14 protein-coding genes are annotated in these 16979 nt (G+C 70.2%); 7 read left to right on the top strand and 7 right to left on the bottom strand.

Features of this window, described 5'->3' with window-relative positions; all coding sequences use genetic code 11:
* The first annotated feature begins 104 nt into the window (after positions 1 to 104).
* Positions 105 to 2240: a phosphate acetyltransferase gene (gene pta / locus QQM67_RS26925; RefSeq protein ID WP_314177326.1), complete on the top strand. Its 2136-nt coding sequence runs from the start codon at positions 105 to 107 to the stop codon at positions 2238 to 2240.
* Here the strand turns inward: pta and QQM67_RS26930 are convergent.
* Entirely contained in the window at positions 2145 to 2540 is a 396-nt protein-coding gene (locus QQM67_RS26930) for a BTAD domain-containing putative transcriptional regulator (protein ID WP_314177328.1), read from the bottom strand. The genes pta and QQM67_RS26930 overlap by 96 nt on opposite strands.
* On the opposite strand from QQM67_RS26930, the gene QQM67_RS26935 reads away from it, so the two are divergent.
* The 5 genes from QQM67_RS26935 to pyk all read left to right on the top strand — a co-directional run bounded on the left by QQM67_RS26935 (position 2421) and on the right by pyk (position 7974).
* Positions 2421 to 3155: a nucleotide disphospho-sugar-binding domain-containing protein gene (locus QQM67_RS26935; RefSeq protein ID WP_314177330.1), complete on the top strand. Its 735-nt coding sequence runs from the start codon at positions 2421 to 2423 to the stop codon at positions 3153 to 3155. The two genes, QQM67_RS26930 and QQM67_RS26935, sit on opposite strands and share 120 nt — an antisense overlap.
* A gap of 103 nt (positions 3156 to 3258) precedes the next feature.
* Entirely contained in the window at positions 3259 to 4095 is an 837-nt protein-coding gene (locus QQM67_RS26940; RefSeq protein WP_314177332.1) for an NmrA/HSCARG family protein, read from the top strand.
* Between the two features lie 22 nt (positions 4096 to 4117).
* The gene (locus QQM67_RS26945) at positions 4118 to 5029 is read left to right on the top strand and encodes an NADP-dependent oxidoreductase (protein WP_314177335.1); all 912 of its coding nucleotides are present in this window, start codon (positions 4118 to 4120) and stop codon (positions 5027 to 5029) included.
* A 213-nt stretch (positions 5030 to 5242) separates the two neighbouring features.
* Complete coding sequence (locus QQM67_RS26950) at positions 5243 to 6484, top strand: acetate kinase (RefSeq protein WP_314177337.1); 1242 nt, start codon at positions 5243 to 5245, stop codon at positions 6482 to 6484.
* 62 nt (positions 6485 to 6546) lie between these two features.
* Positions 6547 to 7974: a pyruvate kinase gene (gene pyk, locus QQM67_RS26955; protein WP_314177339.1), complete on the top strand. Its 1428-nt coding sequence runs from the start codon at positions 6547 to 6549 to the stop codon at positions 7972 to 7974.
* Between the two features lie 112 nt (positions 7975 to 8086).
* Here the strand turns inward: pyk and QQM67_RS26960 are convergent, their stop codons facing one another.
* The 4 genes from QQM67_RS26960 to QQM67_RS26975 form a co-directional block, all read right to left on the bottom strand.
* Positions 8087 to 9238, bottom strand: a complete 1152-nt coding sequence (locus QQM67_RS26960) for a hypothetical protein (RefSeq protein WP_314177341.1) — start codon at positions 9236 to 9238, stop codon at positions 8087 to 8089.
* A gap of 148 nt (positions 9239 to 9386) precedes the next feature.
* Entirely contained in the window at positions 9387 to 10016 is a 630-nt protein-coding gene (locus QQM67_RS26965; RefSeq protein WP_314177343.1) for a DUF6114 domain-containing protein, read from the bottom strand.
* A gap of 111 nt (positions 10017 to 10127) precedes the next feature.
* Positions 10128 to 10745, bottom strand: coding sequence for a DUF6230 family protein (locus QQM67_RS26970; protein WP_314177346.1), 618 nt, complete (start codon positions 10743 to 10745; stop codon positions 10128 to 10130).
* 644 nt (positions 10746 to 11389) lie between these two features.
* On the bottom strand, positions 11390 to 12352 hold the full coding sequence (locus tag QQM67_RS26975; protein ID WP_314177349.1) for a tetratricopeptide repeat protein: 963 nt from the start codon (positions 12350 to 12352) through the stop codon (positions 11390 to 11392).
* 270 nt (positions 12353 to 12622) lie between these two features.
* Between QQM67_RS26975 and QQM67_RS26980 the strand changes: the two genes are divergently transcribed.
* Positions 12623 to 13252: a TetR/AcrR family transcriptional regulator gene (locus tag QQM67_RS26980; RefSeq protein WP_314177351.1), complete on the top strand. Its 630-nt coding sequence runs from the start codon at positions 12623 to 12625 to the stop codon at positions 13250 to 13252.
* A gap of 488 nt (positions 13253 to 13740) precedes the next feature.
* On the opposite strand, the gene QQM67_RS26985 is transcribed toward QQM67_RS26980, so the two are convergent.
* Both QQM67_RS26985 and QQM67_RS26990 read right to left on the bottom strand, forming a co-directional pair.
* Positions 13741 to 15018, bottom strand: coding sequence for an APC family permease (locus QQM67_RS26985; RefSeq protein WP_314177353.1), 1278 nt, complete (start codon positions 15016 to 15018; stop codon positions 13741 to 13743).
* A gap of 153 nt (positions 15019 to 15171) precedes the next feature.
* Positions 15172 to 16872 (bottom strand): acyl-CoA mutase large subunit family protein, encoded by a 1701-nt coding sequence (locus QQM67_RS26990; RefSeq protein ID WP_314177355.1) that lies wholly within the window; start codon positions 16870 to 16872, stop codon positions 15172 to 15174.
* Positions 16873 to 16979 lie beyond the last annotated feature (107 nt).

Genomic DNA, 16979 nt, shown 5'->3' on the forward strand with positions numbered 1-16979 from the left:
GGATGTCAGGCGGATTCCGCCCGCACACCGGCCGTTCGACGGCCGCGAGCGCGGCCCGGACCGCCCGTCCGCCGGCCCGCCCGACGAGGAGAGGAAGAACACTCTTGACCCGCAGCGTGTACGTGACCGGAACCGGCCGCGGCGACGGCCGCCAGGTCGTCGAGCTGGGAGTCATGGAGCTCCTGACCCGCCGGGTCGACCGGGTCGGGGTGTTCCGTCCGCTGGTCCACGACGGCCCGGACCGGCTGTACGAGCTGCTGCGCAGCCGCTACCGCCTCACGCAGCCCACGCAGGACGCGTTCGGCATGAGCTACGAGGAGGCGGCGGCGCTTCAGGCGGACCACGGCGAGGACGAACTGGTCTCCCGGCTCGTGGAACGCTTCCACGCCGCCACGGACGGCTATGACGCCGTGCTCGTCCTCGGCACGGACTACTCGGCCACCCAGCTCCCCGCCGAGCTCACGCTCAACGCCCGCCTGGCCAACGAGTTCGGGGCCTCGGTGCTGCCCGTCGTTTCCGGCAAGGGGCAGGGCGCCGACTCCGTCGCGTCCGAGGTGCGCAACGCCCACCACGCGTACGCCTCGCTCGGCTGCGACGTCGTCGCGATGATCGCGAACCGCGTGCGGCTCCCGGAGCGCGACGAGGCCGCACGCCTGCTGGACCGGGCCGGACTCCCCGAGGCGGTGTACGTACTGCCCGAGGAGCCCGCGCTCTCCGCGCCGACCGTGGCCCAGATCCGGGACAAGCTCGGTGCCGAGCTGCTGCTCGGCGAGCCCGCCGCCCTCGCCCGCGACGTACGGGACTTCGTCTTCGGCGGCGCCCACCTCCCCGTCTTCCTGCCCGCCCTGACCGAGGGCTGCATGGTGGTCACGCCCGGGGACCGCGCGGACCTGGTCGTGGGGGCCCTGGCCTCGCACGCCGCGGGCTCCCCTGCCATCGCGGGCGTCGTCCTCACGCTCGGCGAGCGGCCCGGCCCGGAGACGATGGCGCTCGCGGCGCGGCTCGCGCCCGGCACGCCCGTACTGGGCGTCTCCGGCGCCTCGTTCCCCACGGCGGCGGAGCTGCTGGCGCTGGAGGGCAGGCTCACGGCCGCCACTCCGCGCAAGGCGGAGGTCGCGCTCGGCCTCTTCGAACACCACGTGGACACAGGGCAGTTGACGGAGCGGTTCGCGGTCGAACGGGGCGAACGCACCACGCCGATGATGTTCGAGCACCAGCTCGTCGAGCGCTCCCGCGGCCGCCGCCGGCACATCGTGCTGCCGGAGGGCACCGAGGAGCGGGTGCTGCGCGCCGCGGAGGTGCTGCTGCGCCGCAACATCTGCGATCTGACGCTGCTCGGCGAGCACACGGCCGTACGCAAGCGGACGGCGGAGCTCGGCATCGACCTCACGCTTCTCGCCGAGGACGAACTGCCCGCCACCGCACAGGCGTCCGCGCGGACCGTGGACCCGCAGGCATCGCCGCTGCGCGAGCGGTTCGCCGAGACGTACGCGAAGCTGCGGTCCCACAAGGGCGTCACCTTCGAACTCGCCCACGACATCGTCGCGGACGTCTCCTACTTCGGGACGCTGATGGTGAGCGAGGGCATCGCCGACGGCATGGTCTCCGGCGCCGCGCACTCCACGGCGGCGACCGTGCGCCCCGCCTTCGAGGTCATCAGGACGAGCCCGGACGCCTCGATCGTCTCGTCCGTCTTCTTCATGTGCCTGGCCGACCGCGTCCTCGTCTACGGCGACTGCGCGGTCAACCCCGACCCGGACGCGGCTCAACTCGCCGACATCGCCGTCCAGTCGGCGGCGACGGCCGCGCGCTTCGGCGTCGAGCCGCGCATCGCGATGCTGTCGTACTCGACGGGGGCCTCGGGCTCGGGCGCGGACGTCGACAAGGTGCGCGAGGCCACGGCGCTCGTACGCGAGCGCAGGCCGGACCTGCTGGTCGAGGGCCCGATCCAGTACGACGCCGCCGTGGAGCCCTCGGTCGCGGCGACGAAGCTCCCGGAGTCACAGGTCGCGGGCCGGGCGACCGTGCTGATCTTCCCGGACCTCAACACCGGCAACAACACCTACAAGGCGGTGCAGCGCTCGGCGGGGGCCGTCGCCGTGGGACCCGTGCTCCAGGGCCTGCGCAAGCCGGTGAACGACCTGTCACGGGGCGCGCTCGTCTCCGACATCATCAACACGGTCGCGATCACGGCCATCCAGGCCCAGGGCGAGGGCACGGAGAACTCCGCTCCGGAGTGAACCGGCCGTCGGGTGCGGCGAGTCGGGCCCGCACGCGGCGAACCGGCACCGGCCCGGCGGGAGTCGGCCACGGGCACCGACCGCGTGGCGGGCGCGAGCGCGCTGCCGGCTCCGTGCGAAGTCCACCGAGTCCGGCGGATATTCACGCACAAGTGAACGGAGCTCAGGCAGCAGTTCACGGTGCCTGCCCATCCGCTTCTCGGCTTCTATGCGGAGCTCGGAGGCACGAATCCGGACCTCCGTCAGATAGATGATCTGTGCCGTGAGGACCGGCCCTACGGACAAGTCACACGCATCCACTTCGCGCCCGACCAGATGATGCACGGAGAGGGCGAGGGGTGGACGATGCACTTCGTCCCCTTCCACGGTGGCGGCGTCCTGCCGGACTGGCTGGCGGAGCCGAAGGAGCGTCCGCGGGTGTGCGTGACGCTCGGTACGACCGTGCCGCACGTGGCCGGCGTCGACAGCCTCGGGAGCGTGCTCGCCGCGGCGGCCGACGTGGACGCCGAGTTCGTGCTGGCGCTGGGCGACGACCCCGACCTCGACTCGCTCGGCACGCTTCCCGGCAATGTGCGGACCGTCGGCTGGACCCCTCTGGGGACCATGCTCACCACCTGCGACGGCATCGTCCACCACGGCGGCGCGGGCACCACCCTCGCCTCCGCGCATGCCGCGGTGCCCCAACTGGCCATGCCGCACGGTGCCGACAACTGGATCAACGCCGCCATGGTCGAACGCTGCGGCATCGGCATGAGCAAGGAGCCCGAGGAGGTCGACAAGGGGACCCTGGAGGCCCTCGTGCACGACGCGGAGCTGCGCGCTTCGACCTCACGGTTCGCCGAGTTCCTTCAGCGGCAGCCCGGCCCCGACGAGTTCGTCCGGCGGCTGGCGGACCTCGCCGGGCTACGTGTTTGAGCCATTCGGGCCCGGTTGCCCGCTTCCGCTTGACCTCAAGCGCAGTTCAAGTTCGAGGCTTCACAACGAGTGAAGACCTGTAAACACCACCAAGGAGCTCGTCTTGTCCGACAACGGCACCATTCTCGTCATCGGCGGCACCGGCAACCAAGGCGGCGCCGTCGCAAGGGAGTTGCTCTCCCGTGGGCACACCGTGCACGCACTGGTACGCGACCCCGCGAAGGACGAGGCGAAGGCGCTGCGTGAACGCGGAGCCGTACTCGTGAAGGGCGACATGGACGACGCGGACTCGCTGCGCAAGGCGATGGTGGGCGTCCACGGCGTATTCAGCGTGCAGGCACTGGCCTACGAGCCGGAGACCCTCGCTGCCGAGGTGCGGCAGGGCAAGGCGGTCGCCGACGCCGCGAAGCAGAGCGGCGTGGCACACCTGGTCTACAGCTCCGTGGGCGGCGCCGAGCGGGGAACCGGCATCGACCACTTCGAGAGCAAGGCCGAGATCGAGCGCCACATTCAGCAGCTCGGCATCCCTGCCACGATCCTGCGTCCGGTGTTCTTCATGAACAACCTGCTGCACTACGCCGACGCGGAGGGCGAGCGGCTCATGTCTCTCCCGGTGAAGCCCGAGAAGCCGATGCAGCTCATCGCCAGTGACGACATCGGCGTGTTCGCCGCCGACGCCTTCGAGTCGCCCGACGAGTACATCGGCAAGCAGATCGAACTCGCCGGCGACGAGATCACCTTCCCCAAGGTCGCCGAGATCTACGAGGAGGTGACGGGGACACCCACCCGCTTCGAGGCGCTGCCCATCGAGGAGCGCATGTTCGAGTGGTTCGCCGAGGAGGGCTACGAGGCGGACATCCCGGCCCTCCGCGCACAGCACCCGGGGCTGCTGACCTTCGAGGCCTTCCTCCGGCAGCGCCTGACCGCCGCCCGTTCCTGACGCACCACGAGGAGGAGAGGTCATGCGCGCAGCAGCACTGGAAGAGTTCGGCCCGCCGGAGGTCCTGCACCTGACCGAACTGGCCACTCCGGTACCGGAGCCAGGGCAGGTGCGGATCCGGGTGAAGGCTGCCGGGGTCCAGCCGTTCGACTGCAAGGTCCGAGGCGGCTGGACACCGTTCGGCACTCCGGAGTTCCCCGTCGTCCCCGGCAACGAGTTCGCCGGCACGATCGACGAACTCGGAGACGGGGTCGGCGAGTTCGCGGTGGGTGACGAGGTCCTCGGATTCACCGTGCTGGGCAGCTACGCCGAGTACCTCGTGGTCCCGGCCGACCAGATCGTCACCAAGCCCGCGGACATGCCGTGGGAGATCGCGGCAGGGTTCCCCGGGAACGGGCAGGGCGCCCACATGGCGCTCGGCGAACTCGGCGTCGGGCCCGGCGACACCGTGCTCATCAACGCCGCGGCGGGCGGGCTCGGCACCCTCTCCGTGCAGCTCGCCAAGGCCTGGGGCGCCGAGACGGTCATCGGCACCGCGAGCGAGGCCAACCACGAGTACCTGCGTTCGCTCGGCGCCGTTCCGGTCGCGTACGGCGACGGTCTCGTGGAACGCCTCCGCGCCGCCGCGCCGCAAGGTGTGGACGCCGCTCTCGACGCGGCGGGCCCGGACGGGCTGCGCGCGGCGGTCGAGGTCACCAAGAACCGGGACCGCGTCATCACGATGATCGCGTTCGAGGCCGCGAAGGAGCTGGGCCTGCGCGACTGGGCGGGCACGCGCTCGGCAGCGAGGCTGGCCGAACTCGTGCGCCTCCACTCGGAGGGCCTCTTGAACGTCCACATCCGTGCGACGTATCCGCTGGAACGCGCCGCGGACGCCCACCGCGACGTCGGCAGCGGGCACGGCCGCGGGAAGGTCGTGATCACGGTCGGCTGAGGCCGCTCGATACCCGGTCATACGTACGGAGTCAGCCGCGGCGCCGGTGTTCACCGTGAACCCTCTTCGACGAGGGCAGCGGTACACCGGCGCCGCGGCGCGCTCGGGAGCCCCGCGCCCCGGCACAAGGCCGCCCCGTCACCGGGCGGCATACGGCGGCGCTATCGTCGTGCGCGAGCCGCCGCCCGACCGCTGAAGAAAGCAGAGCCGCCCGTGACCGCCACCCGCGTCCTCGTCCTCAACTCCGGTTCGTCCTCGGTCAAGTACCAGCTGCTGGAGATGGCGGACGGATCGCGGCTGGCGGCCGGGATCGTGGAGCGCATCGGCGAGAAGCAGTCGCGCCTCACGTACTCACCGCCGGCTTCAGAGGGTGAACGCCGGGAGCGCGTCGAGGAGTTCGCGGACCACGACGCCGCGCTGCGCGCCGTCTCGCAGGAGCTGGAGGCGGACGGCCTCGGCCTCGACTCCCCGAAGCTGGCGGCGATCGGGCACCGCGTGGTGCACGGCGGCCAGACCTTCACGCGGCCCACCCTCGTCGACGACGACGTGCTCGAGGAGATCGAGCGGCTGATCCCGCTGGCACCGCTGCACAACCCGGCCAATCTGACGGGCATCACCACCGCGCGGGCCCTCAATCCGCAACTGCCGCAGGTCGCCGTCTTCGACACGACCTTCCACACGACCATCCCGGAGCACGCCGCCCGGTACGCCATCGACACCGCCACGGCCGACGAACACCGCGTACGCCGCTATGGATTCCACGGCACCTCGCACGCGTACGTCTCCCGCAAGACCGCCGAGCTGCTCGGCAGGGACCCGTCCGAGGTCAACGTCATCGTGCTGCACCTGGGCAACGGGGCCTCCGCCTCCGCCGTGCGAGGGGGCCGCTGCGTGGACACCTCGATGGGCATGACCCCGCTTGAGGGCCTGGTCATGGGTACCCGTTCCGGCGACGTGGACCCCGCCGTGGTCTTCCATCTGCTGCGGGTCGGGGGCATGTCGGCGGACGGCATCGACGAGCTGCTGAACAAGCGGAGCGGTCTGATCGGCCTGTGCGGCGACAACGACATGCGGGAGATCAGCCGCCGCGTGGAGGAAGGGGATGAGGCAGCCGGTCTCGCCTTCGACATCTACGTCCACCGCCTCAAGAAGTACATCGGCGCCTACTGCGCTGTGCTCGGCCGCGTCGACGCCGTGGCCTTCACCGCCGGAGTCGGCGAGAATTCCGCACCGGTACGCCGCGCGGCGCTGGCCGGCCTGGAGGGGCTGGGCCTGTCCGTCGACGACGCCAGGAACGAGGCGGAGCCGGAAGGACCGGCCGCGAAGCAGGCCAGGTTCGTCTCGCCAGAGGGGGCACGCGTCGCGGTGGCCGTCGTACCGACCGATGAGGAGCTGGAGATCGCACAGCAGACCTATGCGCTGGTCAGCCAGGCGGGTTCCACGGCTCGTCACTGACTCCGTGATCCATTTCACCCCCGATACGTTCCGCGTTTGAACAAACCGTTAGGATCGCCCTCATGCGCCGTTCCAAAATCGTCTGCACCCTGGGCCCAGCCGTCGACTCCTACGACCAGCTGAAGACGCTGATCGAGGCCGGCATGAACGTGGCCCGCTTCAACATGAGTCACGGCAGCCAGCCCGAACACCAGGAGCGGTACGAGCGCGTCCGCAAGGCCGCCGAGGAGACCGGCCGGGCCGTGGGCGTGCTCGCCGACCTCCAGGGCCCCAAGATCCGCCTGGAGACCTTCGCCGAAGGGCCCGTGGAGCTGGTGCGCGGCGAGGAGTTCACCATCACCACCGAGGACGTCGCGGGCGACAAGACGATCTGCGGCACGACGTACAAGGGTCTGCCCGGCGACGTCACCAAGGGCGACTCGGTCCTGATCAACGACGGGAACGTCGCCCTCCAGGTCACCGAGGTCGACGGGCCCCGGGTGCGCACCATCGTGATCGAGGGCGGCGTCATCTCCGACCACAAGGGCATCAATCTGCCCGGCGCGGCGGTCAACGTCCCGGCACTGTCCGAGAAGGACGTCGAGGACCTGCGCTTCGCGCTGCGCATGGGCTGCGACATGGTCGCGCTGTCCTTCGTACGGGACGCCTCCGACGTACGCGACGTGCACCGCGTCATGGACGAGGCCGGGCGGCGCGTACCGCTGATCGCCAAGGTCGAGAAGCCGCAGGCCGTGGCGAACATGGAAGACGTCGTCATGGCCTTCGACGGCGTGATGGTGGCCCGCGGCGACCTCGCGGTCGAATACCCGCTGGAGCGGGTGCCGATGGTGCAGAAGCGGCTCATCGAGATGTGCCGGCGCAACGCCAAGCCGGTGATCGTCGCGACGCAGATGATGGAGTCGATGATCACCAACTCCCGTCCTACGCGCGCCGAGGCGTCCGACGTGGCCAACGCGATCCTCGACGGCGCGGACGCGGTGATGCTCTCGGCGGAGTCCTCCGTCGGGCAGTACCCGGTCGAGACGGTCAAGACGATGTCGAAGATCGTGGAGGCGGCCGAGGAGGAGCTGCTCAGCCGCGGCCTTCAGCCGCTGGTGCCGGGCAAGAAGCCCCGTACACAAGGCGGTTCGGTGGCGCGCGCTGCGGCCGAGATGGCGGACTTCCTGGACGGCAAGGCGCTCGTGGCCTTCACCAAGTCCGGCGACACGGCCCGCCGGCTCTCCCGCTACCGCGCCTGCCAGCCGATCCTCGCCTTCACCACCGAGCCCGAGACGCGCAACCAACTCACCCTGAGCTGGGGCGTGGAGACCTATGTGGTGCCGCACGTGCAGCACACCGACGAGATGGTCGAGCTGGTCGACGCGGAGCTGCTGAAGCTCCAGCGCTACGACGAGGGCGACACGATGCTCATCACGGCGGGCTCGCCACCCGGCGTTCCGGGCACCACGAACATGGTGCGGGTGCACCACCTGGGCGGCACCCGGATCTGACCGGCGCCTCTCCCCCGCGCAGGCGGCAAATCACCAAGTAACAGGGCCCGCGACCTACTTGAGGTCGCGGGCCCTGCTCTGTGCGCGGCTCCCGGCTGAAGTCCGTGGTGGCTCACTCGATGGTGTTGTGCAGCCCCGGAACGGTCAGATTCCCTCCGAACTGACCGGCCTGGGTTACTTCCACGTTCGTGAAGTACGCCTCGGGGATGTTCAGCGGCGGTGGGTGCTCGGGGTCGAACACGATCGGGATCAGCCCGAACAGGTTGCCCTTGAGCTTCTCCGTGTACATGGTGACCTGGCCGCCCTTGACCGTGGACGTGGAGCCCTTGGCGGCCCGTACGTGGTACTGGGTGCCGTCGGGACCGTCCACGATCTGGTGCAGGTCGCCGATGTCGACGCTGCTGGCGGTGAACTTGAGGGCCTGCTTCGTCCTGCCGTCCTGGGTACGGACGTTGACGACGCCCTTGTAGTCCAGGCCGTGCAGGCCGAGCGAACTGGCCTTCAGCGTCCACGGGTCGTTGGGCAGGGTGTTCGGAGTCTGCTCGTCCTTGCCGGCGGACTTCTTCTCCTCGACGCAGGGGAAGCCCTTGCCGTCCTTGCCGACGGTGGCCTTGTCGCCCTCTTCCTCGGGCACCAGGTCCTTCGCGCCCTTGCCGAGCCGGTCGGCACGGCTGCCGAGCTTGTCGGTGGTGTCCTTGAGGCCGTCGCCGACCTTGCCGAGGGCGTCGCCGGCCGGCTTGTCCGCGTCGGAGGAAGACTTCGACGAGGTGGAGCCGGAGTCCGAAGAGGCCTTCTCCTCTTCCTCCTTCTGCTCCTCGGCTGCCTTCTCCTCCTTCTCCTTGGGGCTGAGGATGTCGCCGATCGCGTCACCCACACCGCCCAGGAGGCCGCCGTCGTCCTCGTCCTCGTCGTCACCCGGGTCGGACGGCGACGGGCTGGGCTCCGGGTCCTGTGAACCGCCGCCGCTGCCACCGGTGTCGCCGCCGCTGCCGCCGCCGTCACCCGACGGAGACGGCTCAGGCTCGGGCTTGGAGGAACCGGAACCGGGCTTGGAGGCGTCGGAGTCGTCCTTGCCGGCCTCCTCGCGCTGCTTCTCCTTCTCGGCCTTCTCCTTCTCGGCCTGCTCCTTGGCCTTCTCCTCCGCGCTCTCGTCCTTGTCGGGCTGAGACACGCAGGAGCCGCCCTTGAAGGGGTTCTTGGGCAACGGCTTGGCGCTGGCCAGCTGGGGCGTCAGCCCCATCCCCATCAGGACCGCGGACGGCATGGCCGCGATGGCTATCGCTTTGCCCGCGGGGACATGCAGGCGGTTCAGCAGCGGTTTCCTCGGAGCCGCGTGGCGCGGTCCGATTCTTCCGCGGCCGGTGTCGGGCGCATCATCGTGCGCCGACGGCACCGCCTCCTCATGAACCTCGTCACCCGGCACGGTGCCTCCCGTTCCCGTGGTTCGCATCGGCTCCGGTCGACGAAGCCGTTCCAAAGACTGAAAGGTCGTCCTGCGCCGTGCCCCTCAGACGGCCGGTGTCCGAGTCGTCGTTCGCGCCGGCAGCGGGCGATGAGGAGTACGTGGGGCTCGAAAGCGACGTGCGTGCGGACGCGTCGGGCGCGTCCTCGGGCTCGTCATCATCGGCCTCTCGCTTGGCGAGAGGCTTTCCCGGCCCCCAGGAGACGCCGAGCGCCCCGCCGAGCAGACCGAGCAGAAACCCGATCATGAAGGCGCCGACGTTCGAGACGACCAGGGAAACAAGGGACAGCAGAATCGCCGCGATACCGGCGAAGACCCGAGACTGTGGCTGGAACCACATCGTCAGCCCGAGCACCACGAGCAGGACGCCGATGATCAGCGAGCCCGCGCCCGCGGTCGTCGACATCCGGATCGTCAGCGAACCCAACGTCAGGTTCTGATACGGGATGTACATGATCGGGATGCCGGCGAGCAGCGTCAGCATTCCGCCCCAGAACGGGCGCTGTCCACGCCAGTCCCGGAACGAACTGCGCTTCTGGCCGAATCCGGTCGTCAGCCTTTGTCGCGTCTCGGCGCTCATGTCGTACAGCTCCTCGGGACTGGCACAAAGCTTGCGTTGGTGGAGCAGACCGGACGGGCGCGGGGCGGCACAGAGCAGCCGCGCCACACCCGTCCGATCAGTGAGTGCCTGTCAGTAGCACTCGTTCTTGCCTTTCTTCACGGCCATCTTCAGGCCGCTGAGCTTGAAAGTACCGGCGGTGGTCGCCCAGGCACGCTGCTTGACATCCGTGAATGTCGCGCTGTCGGCCTGCTGAGCGAACGAACCCGGTGAGTACTTGTCGCCCTTGTTCGGGCCGGGGCCCTTCGAGGTGCTGTCCGCGGCGACGCCGATGTCGATGTTGTTGAACGTCGCGTTCGCGCCGATGTCATCAGCATCGATGTAGAGCTTCTTCGCCTCGACCGGGGCCGATGCGTCGGCACCCGCGCCCAGCTTCATCGTCACGTCGCCGAACGCCGGCACCGGCACGACGACGGACTGGCAAAGGTTCCGGATCTTCGCCTCGTTGAAGCCGACCACCGCGACGGGCTTCTTGCCGGCCTTGGTCGAGTCGACGGCTCCGTACTGGACGAAGCCCTTGCCGTCCAGACGGTCGGCGCTGACCTTGAACTGCTGGCCGGAGACGCTGAACGACGCCGCCAGCGCACCCTGCGAAAGTGCCACACCGATCGCTGCGGTGGCAGCGACGCTCGGCACCATGACGACGGCGAACCGCTTCCATCTGGTCCCGCCACGAGCCAGGGACTCCATGACTTTCCTCCTTCTCGGACGTACATCTCCGGCCTGGTCGAACCGCTCCTGAACGGCCCGCTCCCTGACCTGGGATGGGAGAAGTGCTACGTCCTCGGGAAGGAGAGCGCCGTCATCGACAGACGTACGTAGACGTCACGTCCGAGCTGTCGGCGATCACCCCCGAGCGACAACCACTGGCCACGCTCACGCGCAACCTGCTTTGTTCGGACAGGCCCTGCCAGTTCGGCAGAGACCCCCCTGTCCGTAAGACCGGCGATGTTGCTGGGTGGGGCTGAAGTTCGCGTGCCGGTCCTGCTCGGTGGGGATCCAATACCCGCGTGGCGCCGAATGGTTGCCGGGCTGCGGGCAATGGACCGAGCTTGGCCGATCGTGGTGCATCCGAAGCCTGCGCACAAGGGGGTGCGTTACCAGTGAGTAACGGCCAGATAACTGGACGGCGGCCGATCAGCATAGGGCAGATACACAGGGTCGCCACCCCTGGGGCGGCGAGCCTGGAACCAACCGGACATCCAAGAAGAAAGCGCGCGAGGCCATTTACTACGAGTAACAGCGGCTGCGATTACCAAGTTTTGGTAAAAGGCAGCCGCTGATGTCGCTAAAACCACCTGTCGTGACCGAGCGTGCGCGACAGCGAGCGTCGGTCAGAACAGCACGCGAGCCAGGGCGCTACGCGCCGTGACTACCCGTGGATCCTCCGCGCCAATCACCTCGAAGAGTTCCAGAAGCCGGAGACGCGCAGTCTCCCGATCCTCTCCCGCGGTCCTTCTCACCGTCTCCACAAGACGGCCGAAGGCGTCCTCGACATGGCCGCCCGCCATGTCCAGGTCCGCCGCCGGGAGTTGGGAATCCACGTCGCCCGGATTGTCGGCGGCGTCCTTGCGGACCTGCTGCGCGTCCAGATCCTGCACACGGCCGAGCAGTTCGGCCATCGCGAGGCCGACGCGGGCCTCGGTGTTGCCGGGGTCGTCCGACAGGACGTTCTTGTACGCCTGCACCGCACCGTTCAAGTCGCCCGTGTCCAGGGCCTGCTGGGCCGCCGCGAGGGCCGGGTCCTCCGGCGGTTCGGGCTGCCGCTGTGCCTCGTCGGCGCCCTCCTCGGCGACGGCGCCCTGGAGGCCCGTGATGCCGAACCGCTCCTCGGAGACCTGGATCAACTGGTCCAGCGTCTGGCGGATCTGCGCCTCGGGCGCGGCTCCTTGGAAGAGCGGCAGCGCCTGCCCGGCCACGACGGCGAAGACCGCCGGGATCCCCTGGACGCCGAACTGCTGCATCAGCATCTGGTTCTTGTCGGCGTCGATCTTCGCGAGGAGTACGCGCCCCCCGTACTCCCGCGTCAGTCGTTCGAGCACGGGCGAAAGCTGCTTGCAGGGTTCGCACCACTCGGCCCAGAAGTCGATGACGACGGGAACCTCGGCGGAGCGCTGGAGGACCTCCGCCTCGAAGCTCGCCTCGTCGACGTCGATCACCAGGCTCACGGGGGCGCCGGCCCCGCCCTCCTCGGCGGAGCGCGCCCGGGCCTGCTCTGCTTTCTGCTTGGCCTCACCGGCCGCCTTCACCGCGGAGAGGTCGACCACTCCGCTCATGGACATGTTGCGTGGCTGCATGAGTCCAGTCTCCCCCCTTTCCCGCCGTGGTGTGTGCCGCGCCGGTCCCCGCCCGGCTGTGGTCCCGGACGCCGTGGTCGGCGGCGGCCGGAATCATGGCTCGTGGTGTGATCGTGGTCGCGATCACGGTCGTGGTCGTCGCACCGGGAGAGTGCCCCGTTTCCGATACGGATCGTAGCGTAACTTGTACGGGCCCCCTTCGCGCAAGCCCCCACAGTAGGCCGGATCCGTTTGTCCGCTTCGGCAGACCGCCCGGTATGGTCTGGCGCCATGCCCTCATCCGACCCCTCGCCCCGCCGCGCCGGAAGGCCGCGCAGCGCCGAGGCCGACGCCGCGATCATGGACGCGACCCGTGAGGCGCTGGTCGAGGTGGGCTGGAGCAAGCTCACCGTGGGGCACGTCGCCGCGCGTGCGGGCGTCGCCAAGACCACCCTCTACCGGCGCTGGTCCAACAAGGGCGAACTCGTCGTCCACGCGGTCGCCGCCCTCTTCGACGAGCTCGAACTCCCGGACTGCGGAAGCCTTCAGGCGGACGTCGAGTGCGTGGTCCTGGCCTTCGCCGACCTCCTCCAGCAGCCCGGCACGAACGCGTCCCTGATGGCCGTCGTCGCGGAGTCCACCCACGATCCCGCGCTGCGCGAGCACATCCGTGAGGCGATCGTGGAACGCCAGAAGCGGCTGGTCCTCCAGGGCCGCGAACGCGCCCAGGCACGCGGCGAGTTGCCGCCGGACGCGGCGGACCCGCACGAGGACGCGCAGCTCGTCGACCTCATCTTCGACGTCATCGCCGGTGCGGTGGTGCATCGCACGCTGGTCAGCGCGGAACCGGTGGACGCGGAGTGGGCGCACCGGTTCACGACTCTGATGCTCCACGGCCTGTCGGCCGCGTCCACCGGCTAACGGCCGCCGCGCCGCGCGCCCCCGTCACACCCGTTTGCAACCACCAGATTCAGGCCACTTCGGCACCGCCGAACTCGTACGTCGTACGGACCCGCCGCCGCGGCGGAAGAGCGGGCGCGCGGCGGACCGGGCACGGCCCGCAGCCCGCAACCCCCCGCACGCCCACCCGGCGGCACCGGAACCACACACGCGCGGACCCGCGCGCCAGCGCGGAACCCGGCACCCGCACGACGGCGAAGTACCACCGAGGCGAAGCGCCCCCGGCGAGACGCACCGACGCGCAACAACCGCCACCTGCGGGCCACTTCGGCACCGCCGGAGCTCCTACGTCGTGCTCACCCGCCGCCGCGGCGGACAAGGGTGCTGGGCCAGACAACAAGCGCCCCGCAGCCCGCAAAGCCGCGGCCCCCACGCCAAACGACCGGCAGCGGCGGACAACACAAGCGCCAACCCCGCGCGGCAGCGCGAAACCGCCCCTCACGCCGCCCTCACGCCGATCCCCTGACCCCGCGGCGCAGGAGGAACGTCGCGGCGCCCGCCGCCAAGGCCAGGGCGCCGGAGAGGACCGAGGTGGCGGGGAGGGCGAAGGCCATGGCCAGGCAGCCCGCGAGGCCCGCGGCCGGGAGGAGGCGGCGACGGCGGCGGCCCTCCGAAGTAAGCGTCCACGCCGAGGCGTTGGCGATCGCGTAGTAGACGAGCACGCCGAAGGAGGAGAAGCCGATCGCGCCCCGTACGTCCGCCGTCGCGGCGACGACGGCCACCACCGCGCCGACCGCGAGAGCGGCGCGGTGCGGCACCCTGAAGCGCGGGTGCACCGCCGCCAGGGCGTGCGGGAGATGGCGGTCGCGGGCCATGGCCAGGACCGTCCGGGAGACGCCGAGGATCAGCGTCAGGAGCGCGCCGAGCGCGGCCACGACGGCTCCCACCCGTACGACCTGCTCCAGCCCCGGCGTCCCTGCCGACTGCACGGCCCGGGTCAACGGAGCGGCCGCGTCGGCCAGTTCCCCGCTGCCCAGCACGGACAGCGCCGCCACCGCGACCGCCGCGTAGACGAAGAGCGCGATGCCGAGGGCGAGCGGTACGGCGCGCGGGATGACACGCTCGGGGTCGCGGACCTCCTCGCCGAGCGTGGCGATGCGCGCGTACCCCGCGAAGGCGAAGAACATCAGGCCCGCCGCCTGCAACACCCCGGAGAAGCCGAGGTCGCCGCCCGGCGTGAGCCGCCCCGCGTGCGTCTCGCCGGAGACGAACACGGCGATCACCACCGCCGCCAGCACCGCCAGTACGAGCGCGACGACCGCGCGCGTGACCCAAGCGGACTTGCGCACCCCGGCGTTGTTCACGGAGGTCATCGCCACCACCGAGGCGACGGCCACCGCGTGCGACTGCTCGGGCCATGCGTAGGAGCCCACCGTCAGGGCCATCGCCGCACACGACGCGGTCTTGCCCGTCACGAAGGCCCACCCGGCGAGGTGACCCCAGAAGTCGCCGAGCCGCTCACGCCCGTATACGTACGTGCCGCCGGAGGCGGGATAGCGGGCGGCCAGCCGCGCGGAGGCCGTCGCGTTGCAGTACGCGACGGCCGCCGCGAGCGCGAGCCCGGGAAGCAGCCCCGAGCCCGCCGCGCGCGCCGCCGGTGCGAGCGCGGCGAAGATCCCGGCGCCCAGCATCGAGCCGAGGCCGACGACGACGGCGTCGAAGACTCCGAGCTGCCGGCGCAGCCGCGCCTCGGGTGGCGGCCCGGCCGCGTCCGGTGGTGTGTCCACGTCCGGCTCCTTCCACGGCAGGGCCGCAAATCCTACGGAGACCGGTCGGCGGCACACTTCCGCGCGCCCGCCGCTCCGGGCGGACACCAGGCAGGCACCCAAGAGACAGCCGGGACAGAAGACCGAGGCAGAAGACCGAGGCAGAAGACCGGGTCAGAAGACCGGCGGCTCCGTGTAGACGCCCCACTCGTCCCGCAACGCGTCGCAGATCTCGCCCAGCGTGGCCTCCGCGCGCACCGCCTCCAGCATCGGCTCGATCATGTTCGCGTCGCCGCGGGCGGCCTCCATCATCGCGGCGAGGGCCGCGGACACGGCCGCCTCGTCCCGCTCCTTGCGGCGCGCGCCCAGCGCCCGTACCTGCTCGTGCTCGACCTCGTGGCTGACCCGCAGGATCTCCAGGTCGCCGGTGACGGACGGGGTGTGGCAGTTGACGCCGACGACCTTCTTCTCGTCCTTCTCCAGCGCCCGCTGGTAGGCGAAGGCGGCCTCGGCGATCTCGCCGGTGAACCAGCCGTCCTCGATGCCGCGCAGGATGCCCGAAGTCATCGGCCCGATGGGGTGGTTCCCGCCGGGGACGGCCCGGCGGCCGCGCTCCCTGATCTGCTCGAAGATCTTCTCCGCGTCGGCCTCGATGCGGTCGGTGAGCGCCTCGATGTACCACGAACCGCCCAGCGGATCCGCGACGTTGGTGACGCCGGTCTCCTCCATGAGCACCTGCTGCGTGCGCAGCGCGATCTCCGCGGCCTGCTCGCTGGGCAGGGCGAGGGTCTCGTCGAGGGCGTTGGTGTGCAGGGAGTTGGTGCCGCCGAGCACGGCCGCGAGCGCTTCGACCGCCGTACGTACGACGTTGTTGTACGGCTGCTGCGCGGTGAGCGAGACGCCCGCCGTCTGCGTGTGGAACCGCAGCCACTGCGCCTTCTCGCTCGTCGCCCCATACTCGTCGCGCATCCAGCGGGCCCAGATCCTGCGCGCGGCACGGAACTTGGCGATCTCCTCGAAGAAGTCGACGTGCGCGTCGAAGAAGAAGGACAGGCCCGGCGCGAAGGTGTCGACGTCCAGCCCCCGGCTCAGGCCGAGTTCGACGTAGCCGAAGCCGTCGGCGAGCGTGAACGCCAGCTCCTGCGCGGCCGTCGAGCCCGCCTCCCTGATGTGGTAGCCGGAGACCGAAAGCGGCTTGTACGCGGGGATGTTGCGGGAGCAGTGCTCCATCAGGTCGCCGATGAGCCGCAGATGGGGCTCGGGCTGGAAGAGCCACTCCTTCTGGGCGATGTACTCCTTGAAGATGTCTGTCTGGAGCGTGCCGTTGAGGACGCCGGTGTCCACGCCCTGCCGCTCGGCCGCCACGAGGTACATGCAGAAGACGGGCACCGCGGGGCCGGAGATCGTCATCGAGGTGGTGACGTCGCCGAGCGGGATGCCGGAGAAGAGCACGTCCATGTCGGCGGCGGAGTCGATGGCGACGCCGCAGTGGCCGACCTCGCCGAGCGAGCGGGGGTCGTCGGAGTCCCGGCCCATCAGCGTCGGCATGTCGAACGCGACGGACAGCCCGCCGCCGCCCGAGTCCAGGATCATCTTGTAGCGCTCGTTGGTCTGCTGAGCGTTGCCGAAGCCCGCGAACTGGCGGATCGTCCACGTCCGGCCGCGGTATCCGGTCGGATAGAGGCCACGCGTGAACGGATACTCGCCTGGCCAGCCGATCCGCTCGAAGCCCTCCACCGTGTCGCCCGAGCGCGGGCCGTAGACGGGCGCCACGGGGTCGCCGCTCAGCGTGGTGAAGTCGGCGTCGCGCTTGTGGGCGGCGTCGTACCGGGCCTGCCAGCGACGGCGGCCCTCGTCAATCGCGTGTGCGTCCATACCCCCGAATTTACTTGGACGTCCTACTAATTGTCGACCGATCGTTCGGTGAAGCCTGTGAGCAGAGCGACGTACGAGCGTGCGGAGGTACGGGTGCCCGGCCCCTG

This window comes from Streptomyces winkii, from assembly GCF_032248595.1.
GTDB lineage: Bacteria > Actinomycetota > Actinomycetes > Streptomycetales > Streptomycetaceae > Streptomyces > Streptomyces winkii.

Bases quoted from the DNA above. Each gene is read 5' to 3' on its own strand.
- QQM67_RS26945 (WP_314177335.1), top strand. From the start codon at position 4,118: ATGCGCGCAGCAGCACTGGAAGAGTTCGGCCCGCCGGAGGTCCTGCAC.
- pyk (WP_314177339.1), top strand. From the start codon at position 6,547: ATGCGCCGTTCCAAAATCGTCTGCACCCTGGGCCCAGCCGTCGACTCC.
- QQM67_RS26960 (WP_314177341.1), bottom strand. From the start codon at position 9,238: ATGCCGTCCGCGGTCCTGATGGGGATGGGGCTGACGCCCCAGCTGGCC.
- QQM67_RS26965 (WP_314177343.1), bottom strand. From the start codon at position 10,016: ATGAGCGCCGAGACGCGACAAAGGCTGACGACCGGATTCGGCCAGAAG.
- QQM67_RS26970 (WP_314177346.1), bottom strand. From the start codon at position 10,745: ATGGAGTCCCTGGCTCGTGGCGGGACCAGATGGAAGCGGTTCGCCGTC.
- QQM67_RS26975 (WP_314177349.1), bottom strand. From the start codon at position 12,352: ATGCAGCCACGCAACATGTCCATGAGCGGAGTGGTCGACCTCTCCGCG.
- QQM67_RS26980 (WP_314177351.1), top strand. From the start codon at position 12,623: ATGCCCTCATCCGACCCCTCGCCCCGCCGCGCCGGAAGGCCGCGCAGC.
- QQM67_RS26990 (WP_314177355.1), bottom strand. From the start codon at position 16,872: ATGGACGCACACGCGATTGACGAGGGCCGCCGTCGCTGGCAGGCCCGG.